Origin of the sequence: Mycetohabitans endofungorum (genome assembly GCF_002927045.1) — a bacterium.
Taxonomy (GTDB): domain Bacteria; phylum Pseudomonadota; class Gammaproteobacteria; order Burkholderiales; family Burkholderiaceae; genus Mycetohabitans; species Mycetohabitans endofungorum.
In genome coordinates, this window is the sequence record NZ_PRDW01000009.1 from 88443 (window position 1) to 109340 (window position 20898).

Annotated in this window: 14 protein-coding genes, 2 pseudogenes and 1 riboswitch; of the genes and pseudogenes, 3 read left to right on the forward strand and 13 right to left on the reverse strand. The window is 63.0% G+C overall.

Annotation, left to right across the window (positions count from 1 at the left end; translation table 11 throughout):
• Positions 1 to 29 precede the first annotated feature (29 nt).
• The 4 genes from thiE to B0O95_RS10125 form a co-directional block, all read right to left on the reverse strand.
• Positions 30 to 1154 carry a thiamine phosphate synthase gene (thiE, locus tag B0O95_RS15555; RefSeq protein ID WP_146064048.1) on the reverse strand — a complete coding sequence of 375 codons (1125 nt, stop codon included), beginning with the start codon at positions 1152 to 1154 and terminating at the stop codon, positions 30 to 32.
• Positions 1151 to 2008 carry a thiazole synthase gene (locus B0O95_RS10115; RefSeq protein ID WP_104077854.1) on the reverse strand — a complete coding sequence of 286 codons (858 nt, stop codon included), beginning with the start codon at positions 2006 to 2008 and terminating at the stop codon, positions 1151 to 1153. Before B0O95_RS10115 ends, thiE begins: the two co-directional genes overlap by 4 nt.
• A 68-nt stretch (positions 2009 to 2076) precedes the next feature.
• On the reverse strand, positions 2077 to 2274 hold the full coding sequence (gene thiS / locus B0O95_RS10120) for a sulfur carrier protein ThiS (protein ID WP_104077801.1): 198 nt from the start codon (positions 2272 to 2274) through the stop codon (positions 2077 to 2079).
• A gap of 3 nt (positions 2275 to 2277) precedes the next feature.
• Positions 2278 to 3402: an FAD-dependent oxidoreductase gene (locus tag B0O95_RS10125; RefSeq protein ID WP_104077802.1), complete on the reverse strand. Its 1125-nt coding sequence runs from the start codon at positions 3400 to 3402 to the stop codon at positions 2278 to 2280.
• A 165-nt stretch (positions 3403 to 3567) separates the two neighbouring features.
• A riboswitch (TPP riboswitch) is annotated at positions 3568 to 3705 on the reverse strand.
• A 260-nt stretch (positions 3706 to 3965) separates the two neighbouring features.
• On the opposite strand from B0O95_RS10125, the gene B0O95_RS10130 reads away from it, so the two are divergent.
• Positions 3966 to 5687 (forward strand): ABC transporter ATP-binding protein/permease, encoded by a 1722-nt coding sequence (locus B0O95_RS10130; protein ID WP_104077803.1) that lies wholly within the window; start codon positions 3966 to 3968, stop codon positions 5685 to 5687.
• Positions 5688 to 5734: 47 nt separating this feature from the next.
• On the opposite strand, the gene thpR is transcribed toward B0O95_RS10130, so the two are convergent.
• The 4 genes and pseudogenes from thpR to B0O95_RS10150 all read right to left on the reverse strand — a co-directional run.
• Positions 5735 to 6304 carry an RNA 2',3'-cyclic phosphodiesterase gene (gene thpR, locus B0O95_RS10135; RefSeq protein WP_104077804.1) on the reverse strand — a complete coding sequence of 190 codons (570 nt, stop codon included), beginning with the start codon at positions 6302 to 6304 and terminating at the stop codon, positions 5735 to 5737.
• 46 nt (positions 6305 to 6350) lie between these two features.
• Positions 6351 to 7817 carry a glutamate synthase subunit beta gene (locus B0O95_RS10140; protein WP_104077805.1) on the reverse strand — a complete coding sequence of 489 codons (1467 nt, stop codon included), beginning with the start codon at positions 7815 to 7817 and terminating at the stop codon, positions 6351 to 6353.
• 107 nt (positions 7818 to 7924) lie between these two features.
• The gene (locus tag B0O95_RS10145) at positions 7925 to 12649 is read right to left on the reverse strand and encodes a glutamate synthase-related protein (protein ID WP_104077806.1); all 4725 of its coding nucleotides are present in this window, start codon (positions 12647 to 12649) and stop codon (positions 7925 to 7927) included.
• A 922-nt stretch (positions 12650 to 13571) separates the two neighbouring features.
• Positions 13572 to 14264, reverse strand: a pseudogene (locus B0O95_RS10150) (transposase); the annotation flags it as partial.
• A 201-nt stretch (positions 14265 to 14465) separates the two neighbouring features.
• Here B0O95_RS10150 and B0O95_RS10155 point away from each other — a divergent pair.
• A complete protein-coding gene (locus B0O95_RS10155) occupies positions 14466 to 15191 on the forward strand; it encodes an OmpW/AlkL family protein (RefSeq protein ID WP_233203290.1) in 726 nt (241 codons plus the stop codon).
• Between the two features lie 318 nt (positions 15192 to 15509).
• Complete coding sequence (locus tag B0O95_RS10160) at positions 15510 to 15884, forward strand: ElaB/YgaM/YqjD family protein (protein WP_104077808.1); 375 nt, start codon at positions 15510 to 15512, stop codon at positions 15882 to 15884.
• A 62-nt stretch (positions 15885 to 15946) separates the two neighbouring features.
• On the opposite strand, the pseudogene ugpQ reads toward B0O95_RS10160, so the two are convergent.
• The 5 genes and pseudogenes from ugpQ to B0O95_RS10185 all read right to left on the reverse strand — a co-directional run.
• A pseudogene (gene ugpQ / locus B0O95_RS10165) lies at positions 15947 to 16099 on the reverse strand (glycerophosphodiester phosphodiesterase); the annotation flags it as partial.
• 31 nt (positions 16100 to 16130) lie between these two features.
• Positions 16131 to 17309: a deoxyguanosinetriphosphate triphosphohydrolase gene (locus B0O95_RS10170; protein ID WP_104077809.1), complete on the reverse strand. Its 1179-nt coding sequence runs from the start codon at positions 17307 to 17309 to the stop codon at positions 16131 to 16133.
• A 68-nt stretch (positions 17310 to 17377) separates the two neighbouring features.
• The gene (gene aroB / locus B0O95_RS10175) at positions 17378 to 18454 is read right to left on the reverse strand and encodes a 3-dehydroquinate synthase (RefSeq protein WP_104077810.1); all 1077 of its coding nucleotides are present in this window, start codon (positions 18452 to 18454) and stop codon (positions 17378 to 17380) included.
• 10 nt (positions 18455 to 18464) lie between these two features.
• Positions 18465 to 19073 carry a shikimate kinase gene (locus tag B0O95_RS10180; RefSeq protein WP_104077811.1) on the reverse strand — a complete coding sequence of 203 codons (609 nt, stop codon included), beginning with the start codon at positions 19071 to 19073 and terminating at the stop codon, positions 18465 to 18467.
• A 125-nt stretch (positions 19074 to 19198) separates the two neighbouring features.
• Complete coding sequence (locus B0O95_RS10185) at positions 19199 to 20884, reverse strand: type IV pilus secretin PilQ (protein ID WP_104077812.1); 1686 nt, start codon at positions 20882 to 20884, stop codon at positions 19199 to 19201.
• Positions 20885 to 20898 lie beyond the last annotated feature (14 nt).

Consider the following 20898-nt stretch of genomic DNA (forward strand, 5'->3'; position numbering starts at 1 on the left):
GCGTAGGGAAATAGCAGGCGAGCCCCGCATTATCGGGCAAACCCTCTTTGCAACGCAAAAATTGCTTTTTCGATGTCGTGGGCCTGCGTTACCGCGCGCACGACCGCGGCGCCGCGCACACCAGTGGCCAGCACGTCGTCCAGCGTCTGCAGGTCGATGCCACCGATTGCCACGCAGGGCACCACGCCGTCCAGCAGCCGCACGTAGCGCGCGAGTCGCGCAAGCCCCTGCGGCACGCTGGGCATCGCCTTGGTGGTGGTCGGAAACACCGCGCCCAGCGCGACATAGCTCGGCTTGAAGTGCAGCGCCACCAATATCTCGTAGTATCCGTGCGAAGACAAACCCAGCCGCAGCCCCGCGTGCGCAAGCGCACCGATGTCCGCACGCTGCAAATCCTCCTGGCCCAGATGCACACCGTATGCGCGTTCGTCCAGCGCCAGTTGCCAGTGGTCATTGATGAACACGCGTGCGCCCTCATAGCGGCGGCCTGCCACAACGGCGCGGCGCACGTCGGCCCGCAGCACGGCTAACTCGCGCGGATCCGCCGCGCCGCCCGCCCCGTCAACCTTGCGGCGCAGTTGCACGGTACGCACGCCGAGCGGTAGCAGCCGCTCGATCCAGTCGGCTGTCGGCACCACCGGATACAGACCAAGCGCTGCCGGACACGCGGCGAACGGCCGCACCGGCGCATCGGGCAACCCCAGCACGCGCGGAAAGCGCGATAAGTCACTCGGCCATGGATCCTGCGCATGCTCGTCGCCCTGCCGCCACGCCAGAGCGAGGCACAACGCGTCGTGCGGCGCGCAGCCACAATCGATGAACGCGGCGAACGCCGCAATCCAGTCGTCGCACGGTGCGGCCTCCAACGTGCGGACCGCATCGCCCTGATGCAACCGCATGGCGCGCGCCGACGCGTCCAGCACCGCGGCGCCGGCAGCCACCCAGCGCGCGGCATCGGCCGCATGAGGCTGTGCATCGGTCGCTACGACCACGTCACCGGGCCCCGGCTGCGGCGGCGGCGCGAGACAGATACGCACAGACTGGCTGGCGCGCGGCCAATCACCCAACCGTACGCGGATCCGCTCGGCCGCCTCCAGCAGTTCGTCCGCCGGCGGATAAAAAACCTCGCGCTCCCGCAGGAAGGGACCGCTCATGGACGCTCATTCGAGGGCGGGACGGCGGCGCCCTCCGGCGCGCGATAGCCGTCCTGGTGCCAGAACGGCATACCGACCACCGGCGTACTCGCATGCGCGCTGTCGCGCTCTGGCATTGGCCCGGCCAAGTACGCTTCGCGCCCCGCATCGACCGCACTCGCGAACGCCCGCGCCATCGCCTCGGGCCGCGCCGCCTGCGACACTGCCGTGTTGAGCAGCACGGCGTCGAACCCCCATTCCATCACCTGACACGCGTGCGACGGCACACCCAGGCCTGCGTCGACGATCAGCGGTACGCCCGTCAGGCGCTCGCGCAGCAGCTTGAGCCCATACGGGTTCACCACCCCCTTGCCGGTGCCGATCGGAGCGCCCCACGGCATCAACGCCTCGCAGCCAACGTCGAGCAGTCGCCGCGCAACGACGAGGTCTTCCGTGCAATACGGCAGCACCTTGAAGCCGTCCCGCACGAGGATGTCGGCCGCCTCGATCAAACCCACCGGATCTGGCTGCAACGTATAGTCGTCCCCAATCAGCTCGAGCTTGATCCAGTCGGTCTCGAACACTTCGCGGGCCATCTGCGCGGTCGTCACCACCTCCTTCACGGCATGGCAACCGGCGGTGTTAGGCAACAGCGCGGCACCCTGGCGCTTCAGCGCGTCAAAAAAACCGACGTCGGCGTCGCCTTGCGCGGCCAACTGGCGCCGTAGTGCGACGGTGACCATCGCGGGCCGCGCGGCCTCGAGCGAGGCCTCGAGCGCATGTAGCGACGGGTAGCGCGAAGTGCCGAGCAACAGCCGGCTTGTGAAGGTTTGTCCGTACAGGATCAGCGCGTCGGCGGTGGAATGCGAATTCATCATTGTCTTCGTCAGTTTCGGTGACCCATAGGTCAGATTGTTGGCTCGCGTGGCATGCCACCAATGCGTCATCCGCCTGCCACGGGCTTTACGATGTCAATTCGGTCACCTTGCGTGAGCGCGCGCGCAGCATGTTGCGCGCGCGGCACGAATTCGCTATTGATCGCGACCGCGTACGGCGGCACCGCACCATACGAGGCTAGCGCGTCGGCAAGGCGCGCATCGTCGGGCAATGAAAACGGCTGGTTGTTGATCTGGATATCCATAGTTTATGCGTCAGTCGGGCACGGCTGCAGCGCAGCCGTATGGTAAAGCATCGGCCAGCGCGAGGCGGCACGCCATGCGTCAAAACCGTCCGGATCTCGCACCTGCGCATCGAGCAACGCGTGCGTGAGCGTCACGGCTTCGTGCGCCACTTCAGGCGCAATCATGTAGCCGTGGCGGTACAGGCCATTGACGCGCAACACCGACGCGCCATCCCACGACAGCGCGGGGCGATGGTCTGGCAGTGTGGGCCGGCAATGCGCGTTTAGCTCGAGGATCCGGCCCTCGCCGAAGGCAGGATGCAGCGAGTATGCCGCCGACAACAACTCGAGCGCCGAGCGCACGCTCACCGGCGACATGTCCTCGCCCTCGATCTCGGTGGCCCCGATCACATAGTGATCGTCCTGCTTGGGCGCGATATACAACGGATAGCGTGGATGCAATAGACGCACCGGCCGGCTCAGACCAATGCCCGGCGCATGAACCCGCGCGACTTCTCCCCGCAACCCGCGCAGACCAGACCATGCCCGCTTCGCGCCCAATCCACGGCAATCGATCACCAGACCGGCAGCAGGCAGGGCATCCTCGCGCACGCAGGTATGCCAGTGCGTGTCGACATGCAGTTCGTCGAGCGCGGCCCCCAGCGCTGCCAGCAACTGCCGATTGTCCAGTTGTCCCTCGCCAGGCAGCAGGCGCGCGTCGTGAAAACGCGTGCCAAGCGCTGGCTCGGCTTGCGTGACCTGAGCACCGTGCAGTGCGACGATGCCGTCGCGCAGCATCGTAATGGGCGCGTTCACGCGCACGCGCTGCTCGAACAATGGCCATTCGGCGCGATCGGCCGCATGCCAAACAATCAGCGTGCCGTTGCGCTGAAAGAACACCGGCTGTGACAACTGCGGCAACCATTCGGCCCAGCGCTCGAGCGACGCGGCGCCCAACTCCACCAACAACGGCTCGGCACTGGCAGCTTCGGCCAGCGGCGCGAGCATGGCCGCGGCGACCCACGCTGCCGCGCTGCGGCCGCTCGGCTCGCCTTGCTCATATAGCGCGACGTGATGGCCCGCGCGCGCGAGCCGCCACGCAATGAGACGACCGGACAAGCCGCCGCCCAGAACTGCGACATCGGGCATCGGCGCGGCGTGGCACGCGGTTTCTGAAGGGGGGTCAGATCTGAGCACGGCAATCGAATCCTATGTACGGAAATCGGGGTACAAGGACGAAACCGGCGAGATTCACGTGCGGGACCTGATCGCAGTGGCGCGCCGGCAGGCACGTCCGCTCCCTCACAGCAGGACAGCACGGAATCGGAAACTTCCCGCGCCGGTATTATCCGGATCGGGTGCGAAGGGACTCTCTCTGCCTCGCACTACGCGGTTCGCCGCGCATCGACTGGCAAACCCGCACCGACGTGCAAAGCACCCCTATTTCGTCTAAGCCCATTAAATCACAAAACCGCCGCGGGCCGCAATTCGTTGCTCTGGCACAATGTCGCGCAATCGCCGCTGCCGGAGCGTGCGCCGCCACGCGCCTTAAGCCGAAATTAAGCGGTAGCCGGAACAATCCGCACTGGCACGAGTCGGTCACCGTCGCGACGCCCGCGACGCCCGCGACGCCCGCGACGCCCGCGACAGTGCGACGCAGCGGCGCGCCGGTGAATGGACCGATTTGAGGAACCCTACATTTGAGGAACCCTATGAATCAACCCGCATCAGGCAACAACGAGCGTATTACCACGTGGAGCCTGATCAAGCCGTATTGGGTGTCGGACGAAAAGTGGATCGCCTGGGGACTGCTCGCGCTCGTGGTCGCGATAAACATGACCATGGTGGCGGTCAACGCGTGGTTCAACACATGGCAGCGCGTGTTCTTCGACTCGATCCAGCAGTACAACTATCCGGTGTTCAAGCACTCACTGCTGCAATTTACCGCGATCGCAATGGCGATGATCCTGCTCGGCTCGTACCGCACGTACTTCCGGCAGATGCTCGAATTCCGCTGGCGCCAGTGGCTCACCACGCAATATATGCACGAGTGGCTGTCGGGCCGCGCGTACTATCGGATCGAGCGCGACAAGCTCGCCGATAACCCGGACCAGCGGGTTTCAGTGGACCTACAAGAACTGGCGAGCACGACGCTAGCGCTCTCACTGGATTTCCTGTCCACGTCCGTCACGTTGCTGTGGTTCAGCAATGTCCTATGGCACTTGGCTGGCCCGCTTAGCTTCACCGTGTTCGGCACCGACGTGACGATACCCGGCTACATGGTGTGGACCGCCCTGCTCTACGCGGTGGTCGGCTCGTACATCACGCATCGCGTCAACCACCCGCTCGTGTCGATCAACTACCAACAACAACGGGTCGAGGCGGACTTTCGTTTCTCGTTGATCCGGTTGCGCGAGAATGCGGATCAAATTGCCCTGTACGAGGGCGAACGCTCCGAGGAGAAAGCGCTGCAAGGCGCCTTCGGGCACATCCGCGACAATTGGCGGATGATCATGCGCTATACGCGGCGCCTGAACCTTGTCGTGGTCAGTTATTCGCAACTGGCCATTGTGTTCCCGTTTATCGCCGCCGCACCGAAATACTTCGCGAAGGCGGTCAGCTACGGCGGTTATCAGCAGATAATCGGTGCGTTCGGCACCGTCAGCAGCTCGTTCTCATGGTTCATCAGCAGCTACTCGACGCTGGCCGCATGGCGCGCTGTGACTAACCGGCTCAAGGAATTTCGGCGCATCATGGCGCAGCCGCAGTTGCTCGAATCGACGTCACGGGCCACCGAGCACGGCGGCATCCACACGAGGATGGCCGATACGACGGTACTGCGCGTGCAGGCGCTGCGGCTGATGCGCCCGGATGGCACGCCGCTGTCGACGATCGGCTCGTTTGCCGTCGCGCCCGGCTCGCGGGTGCTAGTGCGAGGCGCGTCGGGCTCCGGCAAAAGCACACTGCTGCGCTCGCTGGCCGGCCTATGGCCATTTGGCAGCGGCACCATCGAGATGCCCGTCAACGCACGGGTGATGTTCGTGCCGCAGAAAAGTTACGTGCCAATCGGCACACTCAAGAGCGCGCTGTGCTATCCAGCGACGGCCGACGCGTTTACCGACGCCGACTGTGCCGACGTGCTGCGCGCCTGCCGGCTGGGCGAACTGGTCGATAAGCTTGACGTGAGTGACCATTGGGAGCGCGTGCTGTCGCCGGGCGAACAACAACGCCTGGCGATCGCCCGCGTGCTGTTGCAAAAACCCGATTTCCTGTTCCTTGACGAAGCGACCAGCGCGCTCGACCTCGACACCGAGGCGGCGCTGTACCACGTGCTGACGCAACGTCTAGCTCACGCGGCAATCGTCAGTGTCGCGCACCGGGAGTCCGTGCAAGCGATGCACGCCGAGACAATCGAAGTGGTACGCGATGTCTGACGTGCGGCAGCGTGGTGACGGCTGTGCCCCACGCGCGCATAGTGCAGTCACGGCCGGCTGCGCCCGGCCGGTACCGCCGCGAGCGTCGTGTAGCGTGATCCGGCCGGCGTCAGCATGCTGCTGACCAACGCCAGCGTATCAAAGGTGATCAACGGCGGCACGGGCCGCACCGTTTCGAAATCGTGCGTTAGCGCGGGCGGATCGCCGCGCAGCCTGGCCAGGGTCAGATGCGGCCGCAACGGCCGCGCAGCGGCGGGCACACCAGCCTGCTCCAGCAGCACGTCGACGCGAGCCACCCACGCGAGGAACGCCGGCGCGCTGATCAGTTCAAGCGCATACACGCGCGCGCGCCTGGCGCTGGGCAGCATCGCGGCATGCGAGGTGGGCAGCATGTCCGGCACCGGCGTCAGCGTCGGCCATTCGTCGATCAGCCGTTTTCCCCCACTCGGCGTCAGTGCGCCAATAAATCGTATGGTCAGATGGATCTGCTCACGCGGCGTCCATCTGACGCCTGTAATATGACCGGCGCGCCATGGAGCGCGCCACGCGTCGATTGCATCAAGGGCGCCGGAATCGGGAATGAGGGCAACAAAGCAACGCTGCAGTCTGACATCCATCGATGATTCCCTACGGCAAAGCCGCCCTGCTGCGCACGACTCAAACTCAGCACGGCAACTCTGATGCCCCCATCAGGAACGCGTCCACCGCGCGCGCGCATTGGCGACCTTCGCGAATGGCCCAGACTACCAGCGACTGCCCCCGGCGCACGTCGCCAGCAGCAAACACGTTGTCGACCGACGTGTGATACGCGCGCTCGCCGTCGGTGCCGGCCCGCACGTTGCCGCGCTGATCCTTGTCAACGGCGAACGCATTGAGCATCGCCGCCGCCGGCTGCGTGAAGCCCATCGCAAGCAGTACCAGGTCCGCTTTCATTTCGAACTCGGAACCGGGCACCTCCTGCATCTTGCCGTCCCTCCACTCGACGCGCGCAGCGATCAGCTTTTCGACCTTGCCTCTCCTGCCCTCGAAACGCTTGGTCGCGACCGACCAATCGCGCTCACAACCTTCCTCATGCGACGACGACGTGCGCAGCTTGATCGGCCAGTACGGCCACACGAGAGGCTTGTTCTCCTCCTGCGGCGGCTGCGCCAGCAATTCGAACTGCGTGACACTCTTCGCGCCGTGCCGGTTCGACGTGCCGACACAGTCCGACCCGGTGTCTCCGCCGCCAATCACGACCACGTGCTTGCCTTTGGCGAGCAACTGATCCGCGAGCTTGTCGCCAGCGTTGACCCGGTTCTGCTGCGGCAGGAATTCCATCGCGAAGTGGATGCCGGCCAACTCGCGGCCCGGCACTGGCAAGTCACGCGGCGTTTCGGCACCGCCCGCCATCACGATTGCGTCGAATTGTTCGCGCAATTCGTCCGGCGACAGAGTGTCCTTCGCTGCATTGTTGATCGACGGCGGCAATGGCTCCTTGCCAATGAACACGCCGGTACGGAACGTCACGCCTTCGGCCTCCATCTGGCGCATGCGGCGGTCGATTTGCCATTTCTCCAGTTTGAAGTCGGGGATGCCGTAGCGCAGCAGACCGCCAATTCGGTCGTTTTTCTCGAACACCGTCACCTCATGACCGGCTCGCGCCAGCTGCTGCGCGGCGGCCAGCCCGGCAGGCCCGGACCCCACCACCGCAATCTTCTTACCGGTCTTCAGCTTGGGCACTTGTGGCGCGACCCATCCTTCGCTCCACGCCTTGTCGATGATCGCGCGTTCGATCGATTTGATGCCCACCGCGTCGCTGTTGATATTCAGCGTACAGGCGGCCTCGCACGGCGCGGGACAGATTCTGCCGGTCAACTCTGGAAAATTGTTCGTCGAGTGCAACACCTCGATCGCCTGCTTCCAGTCCTGGCGAAACACGAGGTCGTTGAAGTCCGGAATGATGTTGTTCACCGGACAACCGTTGTTGCAGAACGGAATGCCGCAATCCATGCAGCGTGCGCCCTGGATCTTTGCGTCCTCGTCGGTCAGCGCATGCGTGAATTCCTTCCAGTGCTTCACGCGTTCTAGCGGTAGTTCATACGCCTCGTGGCGGCGTTCATATTCGAGAAAACCGGTTGCCTTGCCCATGAGCTTCTCTTAACCAATGCATATTGAGGGGCAGCCCGCTGCACCGCGGCGGGACTGTCGTGCGTTGACTTGCCGGCGCATCCGCCGCCGCGTCGGTGCGCGAGCCGTCAGACCGCTAGGCTCGGCGCGCTCGCCGCCTTCTTCTTGGCACCGATCTCGGCCAAGGCACGCTTGTACTCAGTTGGAAACACCTTGACGAACTGACGCCGCGACGTATCCCAGTTCTCGAGCAGCGCCTTGGCGCGCGGCGACCCGGTGAACTCAAAGTGGCGCTCGATTAGCCCCTTGAGCAACGCCTCGTCGGTCTGGTCCTGATGCCACAGCGCCGGATCGACAGTGCGCTCTTGCTCGGCCTGCTGCAGCACCGGCTCAAGCGCGACCATCGCCTTATTGCATTGGGTCGCGAACGTGTTGTCCGGATCGAACACGTACGCGACGCCTCCCGACATGCCAGCCGCGAAGTTGCGGCCGGTTTCGCCGAGCACGACGACGGTGCCGCCGGTCATGTACTCGCAACCGTGGTCGCCGGTGCCCTCAACGACCGCCGTCGCGCCGGAGTTGCGCACACAGAAGCGCTCTCCCGCAACGCCCCGGAAGTACGCCTCGCCCTCAATCGCGCCATACATGACGGTGTTACCGCAAATGATGTTCTCTTCTGACTTGCCGCGGAAGTCATTGGTCGGACGCACGATGATGCGTCCACCCGAGAGCCCCTTGCCCACATAGTCGTTGCCGTCGCCGACCAGGTCCAGCGTGATGCCGCGCGCTAGGAACGCGCCGAAACTCTGTCCCGCCGTCCCCTTGAACTGGATGTGGATCGTATCGTCCGGCAGGCCATCGTGCCCATACTTGCGCGCGATCAACCCCGAGAGCATCGCGCCGACCGTGCGATTCACGTTGCGCACCGGCTGGATGAACGACACATGCTCACCATTGTCGATCGCCGCCTTCGCCTTGTCGATCAACACATGATCCAATGCCCGATCCAGGCCATGGTCCTGCGTATCGACGTGCCGGCGCGCCACCTCGGCGCCCGCCTCAGGCATATGGAAGATCCGCGAAAAATCGAGACCACGCGCCTTCCAGTGCGCGATGCCCTTTTTCGTATCCAGCAAGTCGGCCCGACCGACCAATTCGTCGAAGCGGCGAATCCCGAGCTGCGCCATGATTTCGCGCACTTCCTCGGCCACGAAGAAAAAGAAGTTCACCACGTGCTCGGGCTGGCCCTGGAACTTCGCGCGCAGCACTGGGTCCTGCGTCGCGACGCCCACGGGGCACGTGTTCAGATGGCACTTGCGCATCATGATGCAGCCTTCAACGACCAGCGGCGCCGTCGCAAAGCCAAACTCGTCGGCGCCCAGCAGCGCGCCGATCACGACGTCGCGGCCGGTTTTCATCTGTCCGTCGGCCTGCACGCGGATCCGGCCGCGCAGCTTATTGAGCACCAGCGTCTGCTGCGTCTCGGCCAGGCCCAACTCCCACGGTGTGCCGGTGTGCTTGATCGAAGACAGCGGCGATGCGCCCGTGCCGCCATCGTGGCCCGCGATCACGACGTGGTCAGCCTTGGCTTTGGCCACGCCCGCCGCCACCGTGCCCACGCCGACTTCAGAGACGAGTTTCACCGATACGCCGGCGCACGGGTTGGCGTTCTTCAGGTCGTGGATCAGCTGCGCGAGGTCCTCGATCGAATAGATATCGTGATGCGGCGGCGGGGAAATCAGCCCGACACCCGGCACGCAGTAGCGCAGCTTGCCGATGTACGCCGACACCTTGTGTCCGGGCAGCTGGCCCCCTTCGCCCGGCTTGGCGCCCTGAGCCATCTTGATCTGGATCTGGTCGGCCGAGCTTAGGTACTCGGCGCTCACGCCGAAACGACCCGATGCGACCTGCTTGATTTTCGAGCGCAGCGAATCGCCGTCGCGCAACGGAATATCGACGACGACCGCCTCTTCACCAATGACCGAGCCGAGCGTATCCCCGTTCTTGATCGGGATACCACGCAGCTCATTGCGGTAACGACGCTCGTCCTCGCCGCCTTCGCCGGTGTTGGACTTGCCACCGATGCGGTTCATCGCGATTGCCAGGGTCGCATGTGCCTCGGTACTGATTGAGCCAAGCGACATCGCACCGGTTGCAAAGCGCTTGACGATCTCCTTGGCCGGCTCGACTTCATCGAGCGAAATAGCCTTGGCAGGATCGACCTTGAACTCGAACAGGCCGCGCAACGTCATGTGACGGCGGGTCTGGTCGTTAATGATATGTGCGTACTCCTTATACGTCTGATACGAGTTGCTGCGCGCCGAATGCTGCAGCTTCGCAATCGCGTCGGGCGTCCACATGTGGTCTTCGCCACGCACGCGGTACGCGTACTCGCCGCCGGCGTCAAGCATCGTCGCGAGGACCGGGTTGTCGCCGAATGCATCGCGATGCAGGCGGATCGCCTCTTCCGCCACTTCGAACAAGCCAATGCCGCCAACGCTGGATGCGGTGCCCTTGAAGTACTTGGCGACCAGTTCGCTGGACAAGCCCACCGCCTCGAAGATCTGCGCGCCGGTGTACGACATGTAGGTTGAGATGCCCATTTTCGACATGACCTTCTGCAGGCCCTTGCCGACCGCCTTCGTGAAATTCTGGATGGCCTTGTCGGCCGACAGCGCGCCCGGCAGGCCGCTGGACATCGCCACCAGCGTCTCGAGCGCCAGATAAGGGTGCACCGCCTCGGCGCCATAACCGGCGAGCAGCGCGAAGTGATGAACCTCACGCGCGGAACCGGTCTCGACCACCAGGCCCGTACTCGTGCGCAACCCATGCGCCACCAGGTGACTGTGAATCGCCGAGGTCGCGAGCAACGCCGGGATCGCGACATTGTCCCGGTCGGTTTTGCGATCCGATACGATCAAGATGTTGTAGCCGGAGCGCACAGCGTCGACTGCCTCAGCACACAGCGACGCCAGGCGCGCCTCGATACCGGCCTTGCCCCACGCGACCGGATAGCAGATCGTCAATTCGTAGGAACTGAACTTGCCACCGGTGTACTCGCCGATTGCGCGGATCTTCGCGATATCCTTGAAGTCGAGCACCGGTTGCGACACTTCCAGCCGCATCGGCGGGTTGATGTTGTTCGTATCGAGCAGGTTCGGCTTCGGCCCGATGAACGACACCAATGACATCACCAGGTTCTCGCGAATCGGGTCAATCGGCGGATTCGTGACCTGCGCGAACAACTGCTTGAAGTAGTGGTACAGCGTCTTGTTCTTGTTCGACATCACCGCGAGAGGCGAGTCATTGCCCATCGAGCCGATCGCCTCTTCGCCGGCTTGCGCCATCGGCGCCATTAGGAACTTGATGTCCTCCTGCGTGTAACCGAACGCCTGCTGCCGGTCCAGCAAAGCCAGCGCGCCCTGCGGCTCAGCCGCCGCCGCAACGTCCTCCGATTTCGGCTCGATTTCGTCCAGCTTGATGCGCACCGCATCGATCCAGCTCTTGTACGGTTTCGCGTTCGCCAGATTGTCTTTCAGTTCCTTGTCATCGATGATGCGGCCGTGCTCCATGTCGATTAGGAACATCTTGCCCGGCTGCAGGCGCCACTTCTTGACGATCTTGGACTCGGGGATCGGCAGCACGCCGGCCTCGGACGCCATGATCACCATGTCGTCATCGGTGATTAAGTAGCGCGCCGGACGCAAGCCGTTGCGATCCAGCGTCGCGCCGATCTGACGACCGTCGGTAAATGCGATCGCCGCCGGACCGTCCCACGGCTCCATCATCGCCGCGTGATATTCGTAGAACGCGCGGCGGTTCTCATCCATCAGCGCGTGCTGCTCCCACGCCTCCGGAATCATCATCATCACCGCGTGCGCCAGCGGATAGCCCGCCATCACCAGCAATTCGAGGCAGTTGTCAAACGAGGCTGTATCGGACTGGCCCGGGTAGATTAGCGGCCACAGCTTGGGCAGATCATCGCCGAGCACGTGGCTCGCGATGGCCCCGGTGCGCGCGTTCAGCCAGTTGACATTACCCTTGACCGTGTTGATTTCGCCGTTGTGCGCAATCAACCGATACGGGTGCGCCAACTCCCACGCCGGGAACGTGTTGGTCGAAAAACGCTGGTGCACCAACGCAAGCGCTGACACAACCCGCGCGTCCTGCAGGTCGCGATAGTAGATCCCCACCTGCCTCGCCAGGAGCAGCCCCTTATAGACGACCGTGCGCGCCGACATCGACGGCACGAAATACTCCTTGCCATGCTTGAGCTTGAGCGCCTGGATACGGTGGCTGGCCGTCTTGCGGATCACGTACAGCTTGCGTTCAAGCGCGTCGGTGACCATGATGTCCTTGCCGCGACCGATGAAGATCTGGCGGATCACCGGCTCGCTGGCCTTCACCATCGGCGACATTTCCATCGTGCCGTCGACTGGCACGTCGCGCCAGCCGAGTACCACTTGCCCCTCGGCCTTGACCGTGCGCTCGAGTTCCTGCTCGCAAGCCAGGCGCGATGCGTGCTCCTTGGGCAGAAAAATCATGCCAACGCCGTACTCGCCGCACGGCGGTAACGTCACACCCTGCCGCGCCATCTCCTCGCGATAGAACGCATCCGGAATTTGGATCAGGATGCCGGCGCCGTCGCCCATCAGCGGATCCGCACCCACCGCGCCGCGGTGATCCAGGTTATCGAGAATTTTAAGACCCTGCTCCACGATTTCGTGGCTCTTGCGGCCCTTGATGTGGGCAACAAAGCCGACGCCACACGCGTCATGTTCGTTTTCTGGCATGTACAGGCCTTGTGCTTCGGGCAAGCCCTGGCCGACGGTCGGTTGTGTTGCGTCTTTCATGGGGACACCGTGATTGTGACTGGCCGTGCAACCGGCCGGAAAAACACTTATGGACACGGAAGCGATGAATCAGCTGGAAATCGAATATACGCGACGAATTAATAGGATGCCAAGAAAAATAGATTGATATGTCCCCTATAATATGCTTGTTAATTTTTGATTTTAATAAATAAGTTCCATATCAATGTGACGCAACAAAATACACCTTGGTGTGCCTGCTTCGCCGATCAGGACAGCGTCCGTGACAACCGGAACGCACCACGTCTGCCCCTGGCCGTTCCGCATTCAATGCATCATTACGGGCCTGTGCGTCGTGCAGTCGGTCCAGGGCTACCGTGCTGCCCGATGAGGAACCGCCGGATGAGTGACTGCCCGATGTAGGAGCCGGAGGGGGAATACCAAAGAGGGGAGTGTCGGAAGGGAAACGCCCGAGGAGACAACTTCTCGAAGTGGACCGCCCATGTCAGCTACCTCATGTAGGCTGACTTATGTAAGCTACCCATGGAGGCGCCCATGCGGAACCGCCCGACAGGGGACTATTCGATATAGGAATATCGGACGTAACGCCGCGACCGAGAAACTACCAGTAGCCACTACTAAGCGAGTTACTGCTGATGGAGCCGCCGCTGAAAGGGGTGCCCTACGTTGAAGTGGGAGGATCCGTTTCCGAACCACCATTGGCCGGTTCCTCCCCCGATGCCCGTGCCGAAGCGCCATCGCTCGCCCCCGTGTCAGCGGCGCCGAGGCCGGTCGTGGCCCGCCCCGGCTGCATGTTCCGTGCGCACGGCCCATTGCCCGGTCCTGCCTCGCCTGAGCGGCCTACCTCCGACGACGGCACATCGCCTGGCGGACGCGCAGCAGCCGAGGCCTCGCCTCCGGCTTCTGCACCAGGCGGCTGCGCACCGGCCGCCCCCTGATCATCGTCGTCCCGCGCCTTACGAGGGCGTCCACGCGGCAACGGTGACACGCGGCGGTTCGCCTGCCGGGCCGCCCAGTCACGCCAACTTTCGCTCCCCAGCACCCAACCCTTGAGCGTGGCCTGCTGCAACTCATTGACTGCGTTTTCATCCAACGCCTGCTCACACAGCTGCTTGTATGCGTGCTGGCGCTCGAACGGCGTATTGGCCAGCGCCCAATACAGCGGATGGTCGGTAATCAGCGGATCGAGTGCGAGGCCAACGTGGTGTCGATAGCTGGACCACCGATATGCGTCGACAGAAGAAACGAGGCGCTCGCGCACCGGACTGAGTTCCACCAGCCGGCTACACAGCAGAAAATACTGTTCTGCTTCGATCACCGTGGCGCGGTAACGCCCTTCCCACAGCGTACCGCGTCGTCCATAGCGACGGTTGAAGTGCGCGACGTAGCGCCTACCCACGGCCTGCATCGCTTTGGGAAGGCTGGACTCCTCGCACGGCGTCGCCAGCAACTGCACCGCCGATGGCATCAGGACGTACGCGTGGACCGCAAGCCGGTGGTCGCGTGATGCCGTTTTCAGGCATTCGACAAACAGCGCATAATCCTCGTCATCGACGAAAGCAGGCTGGTGATCGATGCCTCGCAGGATTACGTGCTGCGGCTGGTCGGGGACATAAAGACGTGCTAACCGGGCCATTGCAGGAATTTCCGTTTAGATCGCACTTGGTATATACCCACAGGAGTCAATCATCCCGCGGCGCTCGCGCACGACGCGGCGTGCAAAGCCAACTGCGTCCCAGCTTTAGGGAAAATGCTCTAACGCAGGACTATGGTTCGTTTGAAACGTTGTCTGCATAATGGGCGGACTTTAAAAAAATGGAGGAGCACCGTGCAATTAATACACATCATCAAGGCCATTCCAGGGCTCGCGGCTATCGCCTGCTGCTTCAATCAGGCATATGCTCAAACGGCTGGCAGCGTCTACATGGCAGCCGGATGGTTCCATCTTGCGCCGCAAGACAGCAGCGACGTAATGAGAATCACGAACGTCGGCGGCTCCCCCGTCAACTTCACAGTCCCTGGGTCGAGCGCTAGTATCAGCTCCTCCGATACTTTTGGCCTCTCCACAGGGTACTTCATCACTGACAACTTCGCCGTCCAAGCCGATGCGGGCATTCCACCCAAATTCAACCTGCGCGGCGGCGGCACCCTCGCCTCGTACGGCAAACTCGGAGAGGCACGACAATGGAGTCCCGCGCTCGTCTTCAAATACTACTTCCGCAATGCGAATGCTGCGTTTCGTCCGTTCGTCGGAATCGGCGTAAGCTACATCTGGTTCACCAACGCGCGGATCACGAATCCAACGTTTGTGTCGCAACAGTTGCATGGCCCGACCTCTGTGGATGTAGACAGCGCGTGGGCGCCAGTGTTCAACGCCGGTTTCGCGTACAACTTCAACAAGCACATTTTCGCCAGCTTTTCCGTATCGTTCCTGCCATTTTCGACCGATGCCACACTGCATAGCGTCGCGCAAACACCGGTTGGCGTGCGTAACGTCACGAGCCACACGCGCATCAAGCTGAATCCACTCGTCACGCTCCTAAACGTCGGCTACCGCTTCTGACGATCGACGCGCCGGGGGGGCGCCGTGCTGGCATTCTTCCACGCTGGGAGCGGCGCTTGCGGCTGTGCCGCCCGCTTTGGCCCATGCAACGCTGGCCTCCGTAATGCCCGTCTTGACCGGCGCAGCTATCGCCAGCCTTGATCGGCACGGTGCCAACAATCTCCGGGTTGGCCTGCAATGTGCTTTACTGTGTCGGCACCGACAGCTGCATTGCGCACTGCCACCGCTGTTCAGTGCATTCACGCACGTCGCGTGCCACCCAGGGTGGCTTTTTTGCAACACCGTCGAACATTTCGACACTATCTGGAGAAAGCTGTAATGGCAAATTTGGAAAATACCCGCCAGGCGCTAGAGGATTCGTTCGACAAGACCGGTCGCCATGCGCAGCGTATCGCACACCATGGGCGTCATGCCGTGCAGGACGCCGGCGCCGAAGTACGTGAGCTGTTGTCCGAATTGGAAAATACGCTAACGGACAGTACTCAAGCCGATGTCGAGATTTTGCGCCAGCAATTGCGGGACAAGATCGAAGCCACGCGCTCACGCTTGGGGGATGTCCAGGAGAACGTGAAACGCCGCGCGCAGGCCGCATGGGGCGGTGCGGACGAATATGTCCATGAGCGCCCATGGCAGGCCGTCGCTGCAGCTGCCGGCGCGGCGTTGCTGCTGGGTTTGTTACTGGGACGCGCTTAGCGACGCGCCGCGCCGTTAGCGGCGCGGCATTGTGATGCTGGCACGCACCACATTGACGGACCGACCATCTTGAGCCCCAGCCTCGCGCCGACGCGGATCGCCGCTAGTGTGTTTTCCGGCGCCAGTGTACCGCCACCCCGGTGCGCGACCACGCGCGGATAAGGCCAATCGGCCACCTTGCATTCCTCACTTGAACAAAGGTGAAAGCAGCGCAAGTCGATGCGCGGGGAAGGCAAGCGTGAGAGTTTAGCCGTCGTCGATGACGAACAAACGGCGATATTCTTTCAGCGCATATCGGTCCGTCATCCCGGCGATGTAATGCGCTATGAGTCTAGCCTGCGTCGCCGCATCATCGCACTGGTAATCAGGCGGCAGCAAGCGCGGATCGTCCCGGAACGCATCGAACAGCCCCACGACCACGCGACGCGCCTTATTCGCCATGCGCATCACACGATAATGGCGATACAGGTTGTGAAGCAGGAACTGTTTGAGTTCGCGCGCTTGCGCCGCGATCGCGTCACTGTGCGCGACCAGCGGCGCCGATGCGCGAACCGCATCGACCGAGTCTGGCCTCGCCATCGCCAGGCGTTCAGCCGTCGCGCCGATCAAATCGACGATCAACGTATTGATGATCCGCCGTATCGTTTCGTGGATTAGCCGCCGCCCATCCAACGTCGGATGGGCCTGCCTCGCCAATGCATGATGCGCGCGCCACAGTTCGACCGTATCGAGCTGCTCCAGGGCCAGCAGTCCCGAGCGCAGCCCATCGTCGATATCATGATTGTTGTACGCAATTTCGTCGGCAAGGTTGGCGATCTGCGCCTCGATGGAAGGTTGGCGCCCGTGCAGAAAGCGCTCGCCTAGCTCGCCCAAACGCCGCGCGTTTTCACGCGAGCAGTGCTTCAAGATACCCTCGCGGGTCTCAAAGCACAGATTCAGGCCGTTGAATCCGCCATAGTGCTCCTCCAACTCATCAACTACGGCCAGACTTTGCAGATTATGCTCGAATCCACCGAACTCGCGCATGCATTCGTTCAGCGCATCCTGTCCGGCATGGCCGAACGGCGTATGCCCGAGATCGTGCGCCAACGAAATCGCCTCAACCAAGTCCTCGTTGACGCGCAGGTTACGCGCCACCGCACGCGCGATCTGCGCGACTTCCAGACTGTGGGTGAGTCGCGTGCGGAACAGGTCGCCCTCGTGATTAACGAACACCTGCGTCTTGTACTCGAGGCGCCGGAACGCCGTCGAATGGATGATACGGTCCCGATCGCGTTGGAACTCGGTCCGGGAATCCGGCGCGGGTTCCAGATGACGGCGCCCGCGGGACAGCCGTGAAGACACCGCATACGGCGCCAGATGATCCTCGAGATCGCACAATGTCGGCACCCTATGCCGAAATTGACCTTCGTACGCATTCTTCACTTACCGACACTCCTTGAGCAACGACTGCTGCCGCCGTGCTTCAGCCGCTCGGACGCTGGGGCATGAACTCAGATGCTCGCCGCCAGTGTCGCGCGCACATCAGCATCGGGCGCACCGGTGATCAGCGTGTCACCGATTCGCTTCAATAGGATGAACTTTATCGTACCGCTGTCCGCCTTCTTGTCGACCTGCATCAGTTCGACATACCGATCCGTGCCAAGTGCCGGCGCGCGCGTGGGCAAGTGCGCTGCGCCGATCAATCGGACCAGTCGCTCGCGCGTGATCTCGTCCAGCAGGCCAAGCCGTACCGACAGGTCAGCGGCCATCACCATCCCACAACCGACCGCCTCGCCATGCAGCCACTGGCCATACCCGAGGCCGGCCTCGATTGCATGGCCGAACGTATGGCCGAAATTCAGTATCGCGCGCAAGCCTGCCTCGCGCTCGTCGGCGGCGACCACCTTCGCCTTTAACTCGCAGGAGCGCTTGACCGCCCGTGCCAGCGCCAATGCGTCACAATGATTCAACGCGTCGATATTCGCTTCGATCCAGTCAAAGAATGCCGGATCCGCGATAGCCGCTGTCTTAATGACCTCAGCGAGGCCGGCGGCACGCTCGCGCTGCGGCAGCGTGCCCAGCGTGCCGATGTCGGCGATCACCGCTTGCGGCTGGTAGAACGCGCCGATCATGTTCTTGCCGAGCGGATGATTGATGCCGGTCTTGCCTCCGACCGACGAATCGACCTGGGACAGCAGCGTGGTCGGCACTTGGATGAACGGCACGCCCCGCAAGTAGCATGCGGCGGCAAAGCCGGTCATGTCGCCGACGACACCGCCACCTAGCGCGACCAACGTCACCTTACGGTCCGCATGCTGACCCAGCAACGCATCGAATATCTGGTTCAGCGTTTGCCAGTTCTTGTGCGCTTCGCCATCGGGCAGCACGATCGTCTGCACGCGCTTGCCGGCACGCTCAAGCGCTGCCCGTACCCGCGTGCCGTACAGCGGCTCGACCGTGGTATTGGTCACAATGGCCACCGATGTCCCGCGAATATGCGGCGCGAACAACGCTTCCCGGTCGATCAAGTCCGCACCGATATGGATCGGGTAGGCGCGCTCGCCCAGTTCGACTTCGACATGGATCATACGGGGCGACTCAACAAGCATTGTCATGGGGCGGCAGGGCATCCTGCGGTGCGTCGCAGTCGGGCTGCGGGCGGATGCCGATCAGTTCCAGTTGCATGAGTACCATATTGACAAGACCATTGACGGTGGGCCGTCCGGTTTCAATCACGAAATGCGCGCATTCACGATACAGCGGATCCCGCAACTCGAACAGCGATTCCAGCTTACCGCGCGGATCGTCAGTCTGCAGCAGCGGACGATTCTTGTCGCGACGGGTGCGCAGCCACAGGTCATGTGGCGTGGCGCGCAAATAAATGACAATACCGCGTGCATGCAGCCACTCACGGTTTTGGGGCCGCATCACTGCGCCGCCGCCCGTCGCCAGGACTAGGCCTGGACGGCGCGTCAGCTCGTCGATGATCGCCGATTCCCGGTGGCGGAAGCCATCCTCCCCCTCGTGCTCGAATATCACAGGAATGCGCGCGCCCGTACGGGCTTCGATTTCGTGGTCGGAGTCGACGAAGGGGCGTCCGAGGCGACGGGCGACAGCACGGCCGACCGTCGTCTTTCCCGCCCCCATCAATCCGATGAAAAAAACGCTGGCGTTTGCCGTCGCGTCGAGCAACTGTGTCATTGACATGAATCTACTGGTCCGTCGCGCAGCTTAATTGCAAACGTTGTTGTTTGTCGAGGCCGCAGCGCAGTACCACCGTACTTATGAAGCCGGAACACGCATCGCGACGGGCGGCGCGGACGGTTTGCGCATCACCCTTCATGCTGCCCCTCGGTTTCTTGTGCGTCCTGCTCGGCGGACTGTGACGGATCCGCCTCGGCAGGCCGTAGTGCGTTCGCCCCGGTTGCCTGCAGCCCAGTGACGACGGTGGGAGTAATCAATATGATCAATTCACTATGACGGTCACTTCGGGTCCGGTGCCGGAACAAAGCGCCGATCAGCGGGATATCACCCAGGATGGGCACGCGGGCCTCGTCTTGCCGATCGTCCTGCGAATAGATACCGCCAATCGCAACCGTGCCGCCGTTTTCAACCTCCACGCGCGTCTGCACCCGTTTCGTATGGATCGCCGGCCCATGTGACATCTCAGAGCCGACACTGTCTTTGGCAATGTCGAGGTCCAGTATCACATGTCCGCGAGGCGTGATGCGCGGCTCAACTTCGAGCTTGAGCGTCGCGCGCCGAAACTGTACCGCGCTGCCCCGCTGCGTACGGGTCTGGTACGGTACTTCGGCCCCCTGCTCGACCACGGCTTTGAAACGATCCGCGGTGATCACGCGCGGGCTCGATACCACGCGGCCGCGCCCTTGCATCTCCAGTGCATTCAGTTCGATGTCGAGCAGCCTCGATACCGACGCGCTCAGCAGCCCAATGCCCGCGCTGGCCGGCACAAACCCGGAAAGCGGGGCGGCCAACAGATCGACCATCGGCCCCCGCAGTCCCGCCCCGGTGCTACGCTGAGACGCCACTTCGCCACCGGATGTCGAGCTATCGCCACCGTCGCGCTTGAGCATCGCGACTCGTGCACCCAGCGCGCGGGAAAATCCATCATCCGCCTCAACGATCCGCGCCTCGATCAACACCTGCCGGGTCGGCCGATCGATCGCGTGGATCAGCGACGCGATGTCGGCCAGCCGGCCGGGAACATCGGTGACGAACAATTGATTGGTACGCGGGTCGGCATTCGCCGCACCGCGGCTGGACAACAGCCGCTGGCTGCCCGATGCGCAAATCATCGCCCGCACGTCTTCGGCCCGCTGATAATGAAGTTCGAACAGGCGGCTAGCCAGCGGCTCCAGCTGCAATCGTTTCGCGTGCACCTCCAGCAACGCGCGTTCTCGCGCCGCGATTTCGGCCGCCGGCGCGATCCATATCACATTGCCGCGTCGCTCCATTTCGAGTCCGTGCGCTTGCAGCAACGCAGCCAGTGCATGGGACCATCGCACGTCGACCAGATGCAGCGACACTTTTTTGCGAACCTTGTCACTGACGATGATGTTGGATCCCGTGAATTCGGCGAAGGCGCCGAGTACCGTGCTCAGTTCCGCGTCACGAAAAGTTAAGGATATCGGCCTAGCCGCGTCCGCACCATCGTGCACGTTTGTGCCGGAGCGCGAGCCGCTACGCGCGGCCGCTGGGGAGGCGGAAGACCCGTCGCCATCCCGCGCGTCGGCCTTCGGCGCCGGCAACGGCGTCTGCGCGGGTATGGGTCCGGACGCTGGTGTAAGTGTAGGTGTGGACGCGAGTGTAGGCGTGGACGCAAGCCTCGGCACGGGCCCACGGCGAGCTGCCGGCGCCCCCGCCGCCATCGCCGAGCTTGGCAGTTGCAACATGCGCATATCGTGCTCGGCCATGGCATGCGACACGGGCCGCACTGTGGCCAACGACGCGCGGGCATCAGCCAGCGCCCCGGCAAGCCCGAAAAGCGCAACGCCCATCGTGGCTACGAAAC

Coding starts and splice junctions, on each gene's coding strand:
- thiS (WP_104077801.1), bottom strand. CDS start 2,274: ATGGATATCCAGATCAACAACCAGCCGTTTTCATTGCCCGACGATGCG.
- B0O95_RS10185 (WP_104077812.1), bottom strand. CDS start 20,884: ATGGGCGTTGCGCTTTTCGGGCTTGCCGGGGCGCTGGCTGATGCCCGC.
- thiE (WP_146064048.1), bottom strand. CDS start 1,154: ATGAGCGGTCCCTTCCTGCGGGAGCGCGAGGTTTTTTATCCGCCGGCG.
- B0O95_RS10180 (WP_104077811.1), bottom strand. CDS start 19,073: ATGTCAATGACACAGTTGCTCGACGCGACGGCAAACGCCAGCGTTTTT.
- B0O95_RS10125 (WP_104077802.1), bottom strand. CDS start 3,402: ATGCCCGATGTCGCAGTTCTGGGCGGCGGCTTGTCCGGTCGTCTCATT.
- B0O95_RS10140 (WP_104077805.1), bottom strand. CDS start 7,817: ATGGGCAAGGCAACCGGTTTTCTCGAATATGAACGCCGCCACGAGGCG.
- thpR (WP_104077804.1), bottom strand. CDS start 6,304: ATGGATGTCAGACTGCAGCGTTGCTTTGTTGCCCTCATTCCCGATTCC.
- B0O95_RS10130 (WP_104077803.1), top strand. CDS start 3,966: ATGAATCAACCCGCATCAGGCAACAACGAGCGTATTACCACGTGGAGC.
- aroB (WP_104077810.1), bottom strand. CDS start 18,454: ATGATCCATGTCGAAGTCGAACTGGGCGAGCGCGCCTACCCGATCCAT.
- B0O95_RS10115 (WP_104077854.1), bottom strand. CDS start 2,008: ATGAATTCGCATTCCACCGCCGACGCGCTGATCCTGTACGGACAAACC.
- B0O95_RS10145 (WP_104077806.1), bottom strand. CDS start 12,649: ATGAAAGACGCAACACAACCGACCGTCGGCCAGGGCTTGCCCGAAGCA.
- B0O95_RS10160 (WP_104077808.1), top strand. CDS start 15,510: ATGGCAAATTTGGAAAATACCCGCCAGGCGCTAGAGGATTCGTTCGAC.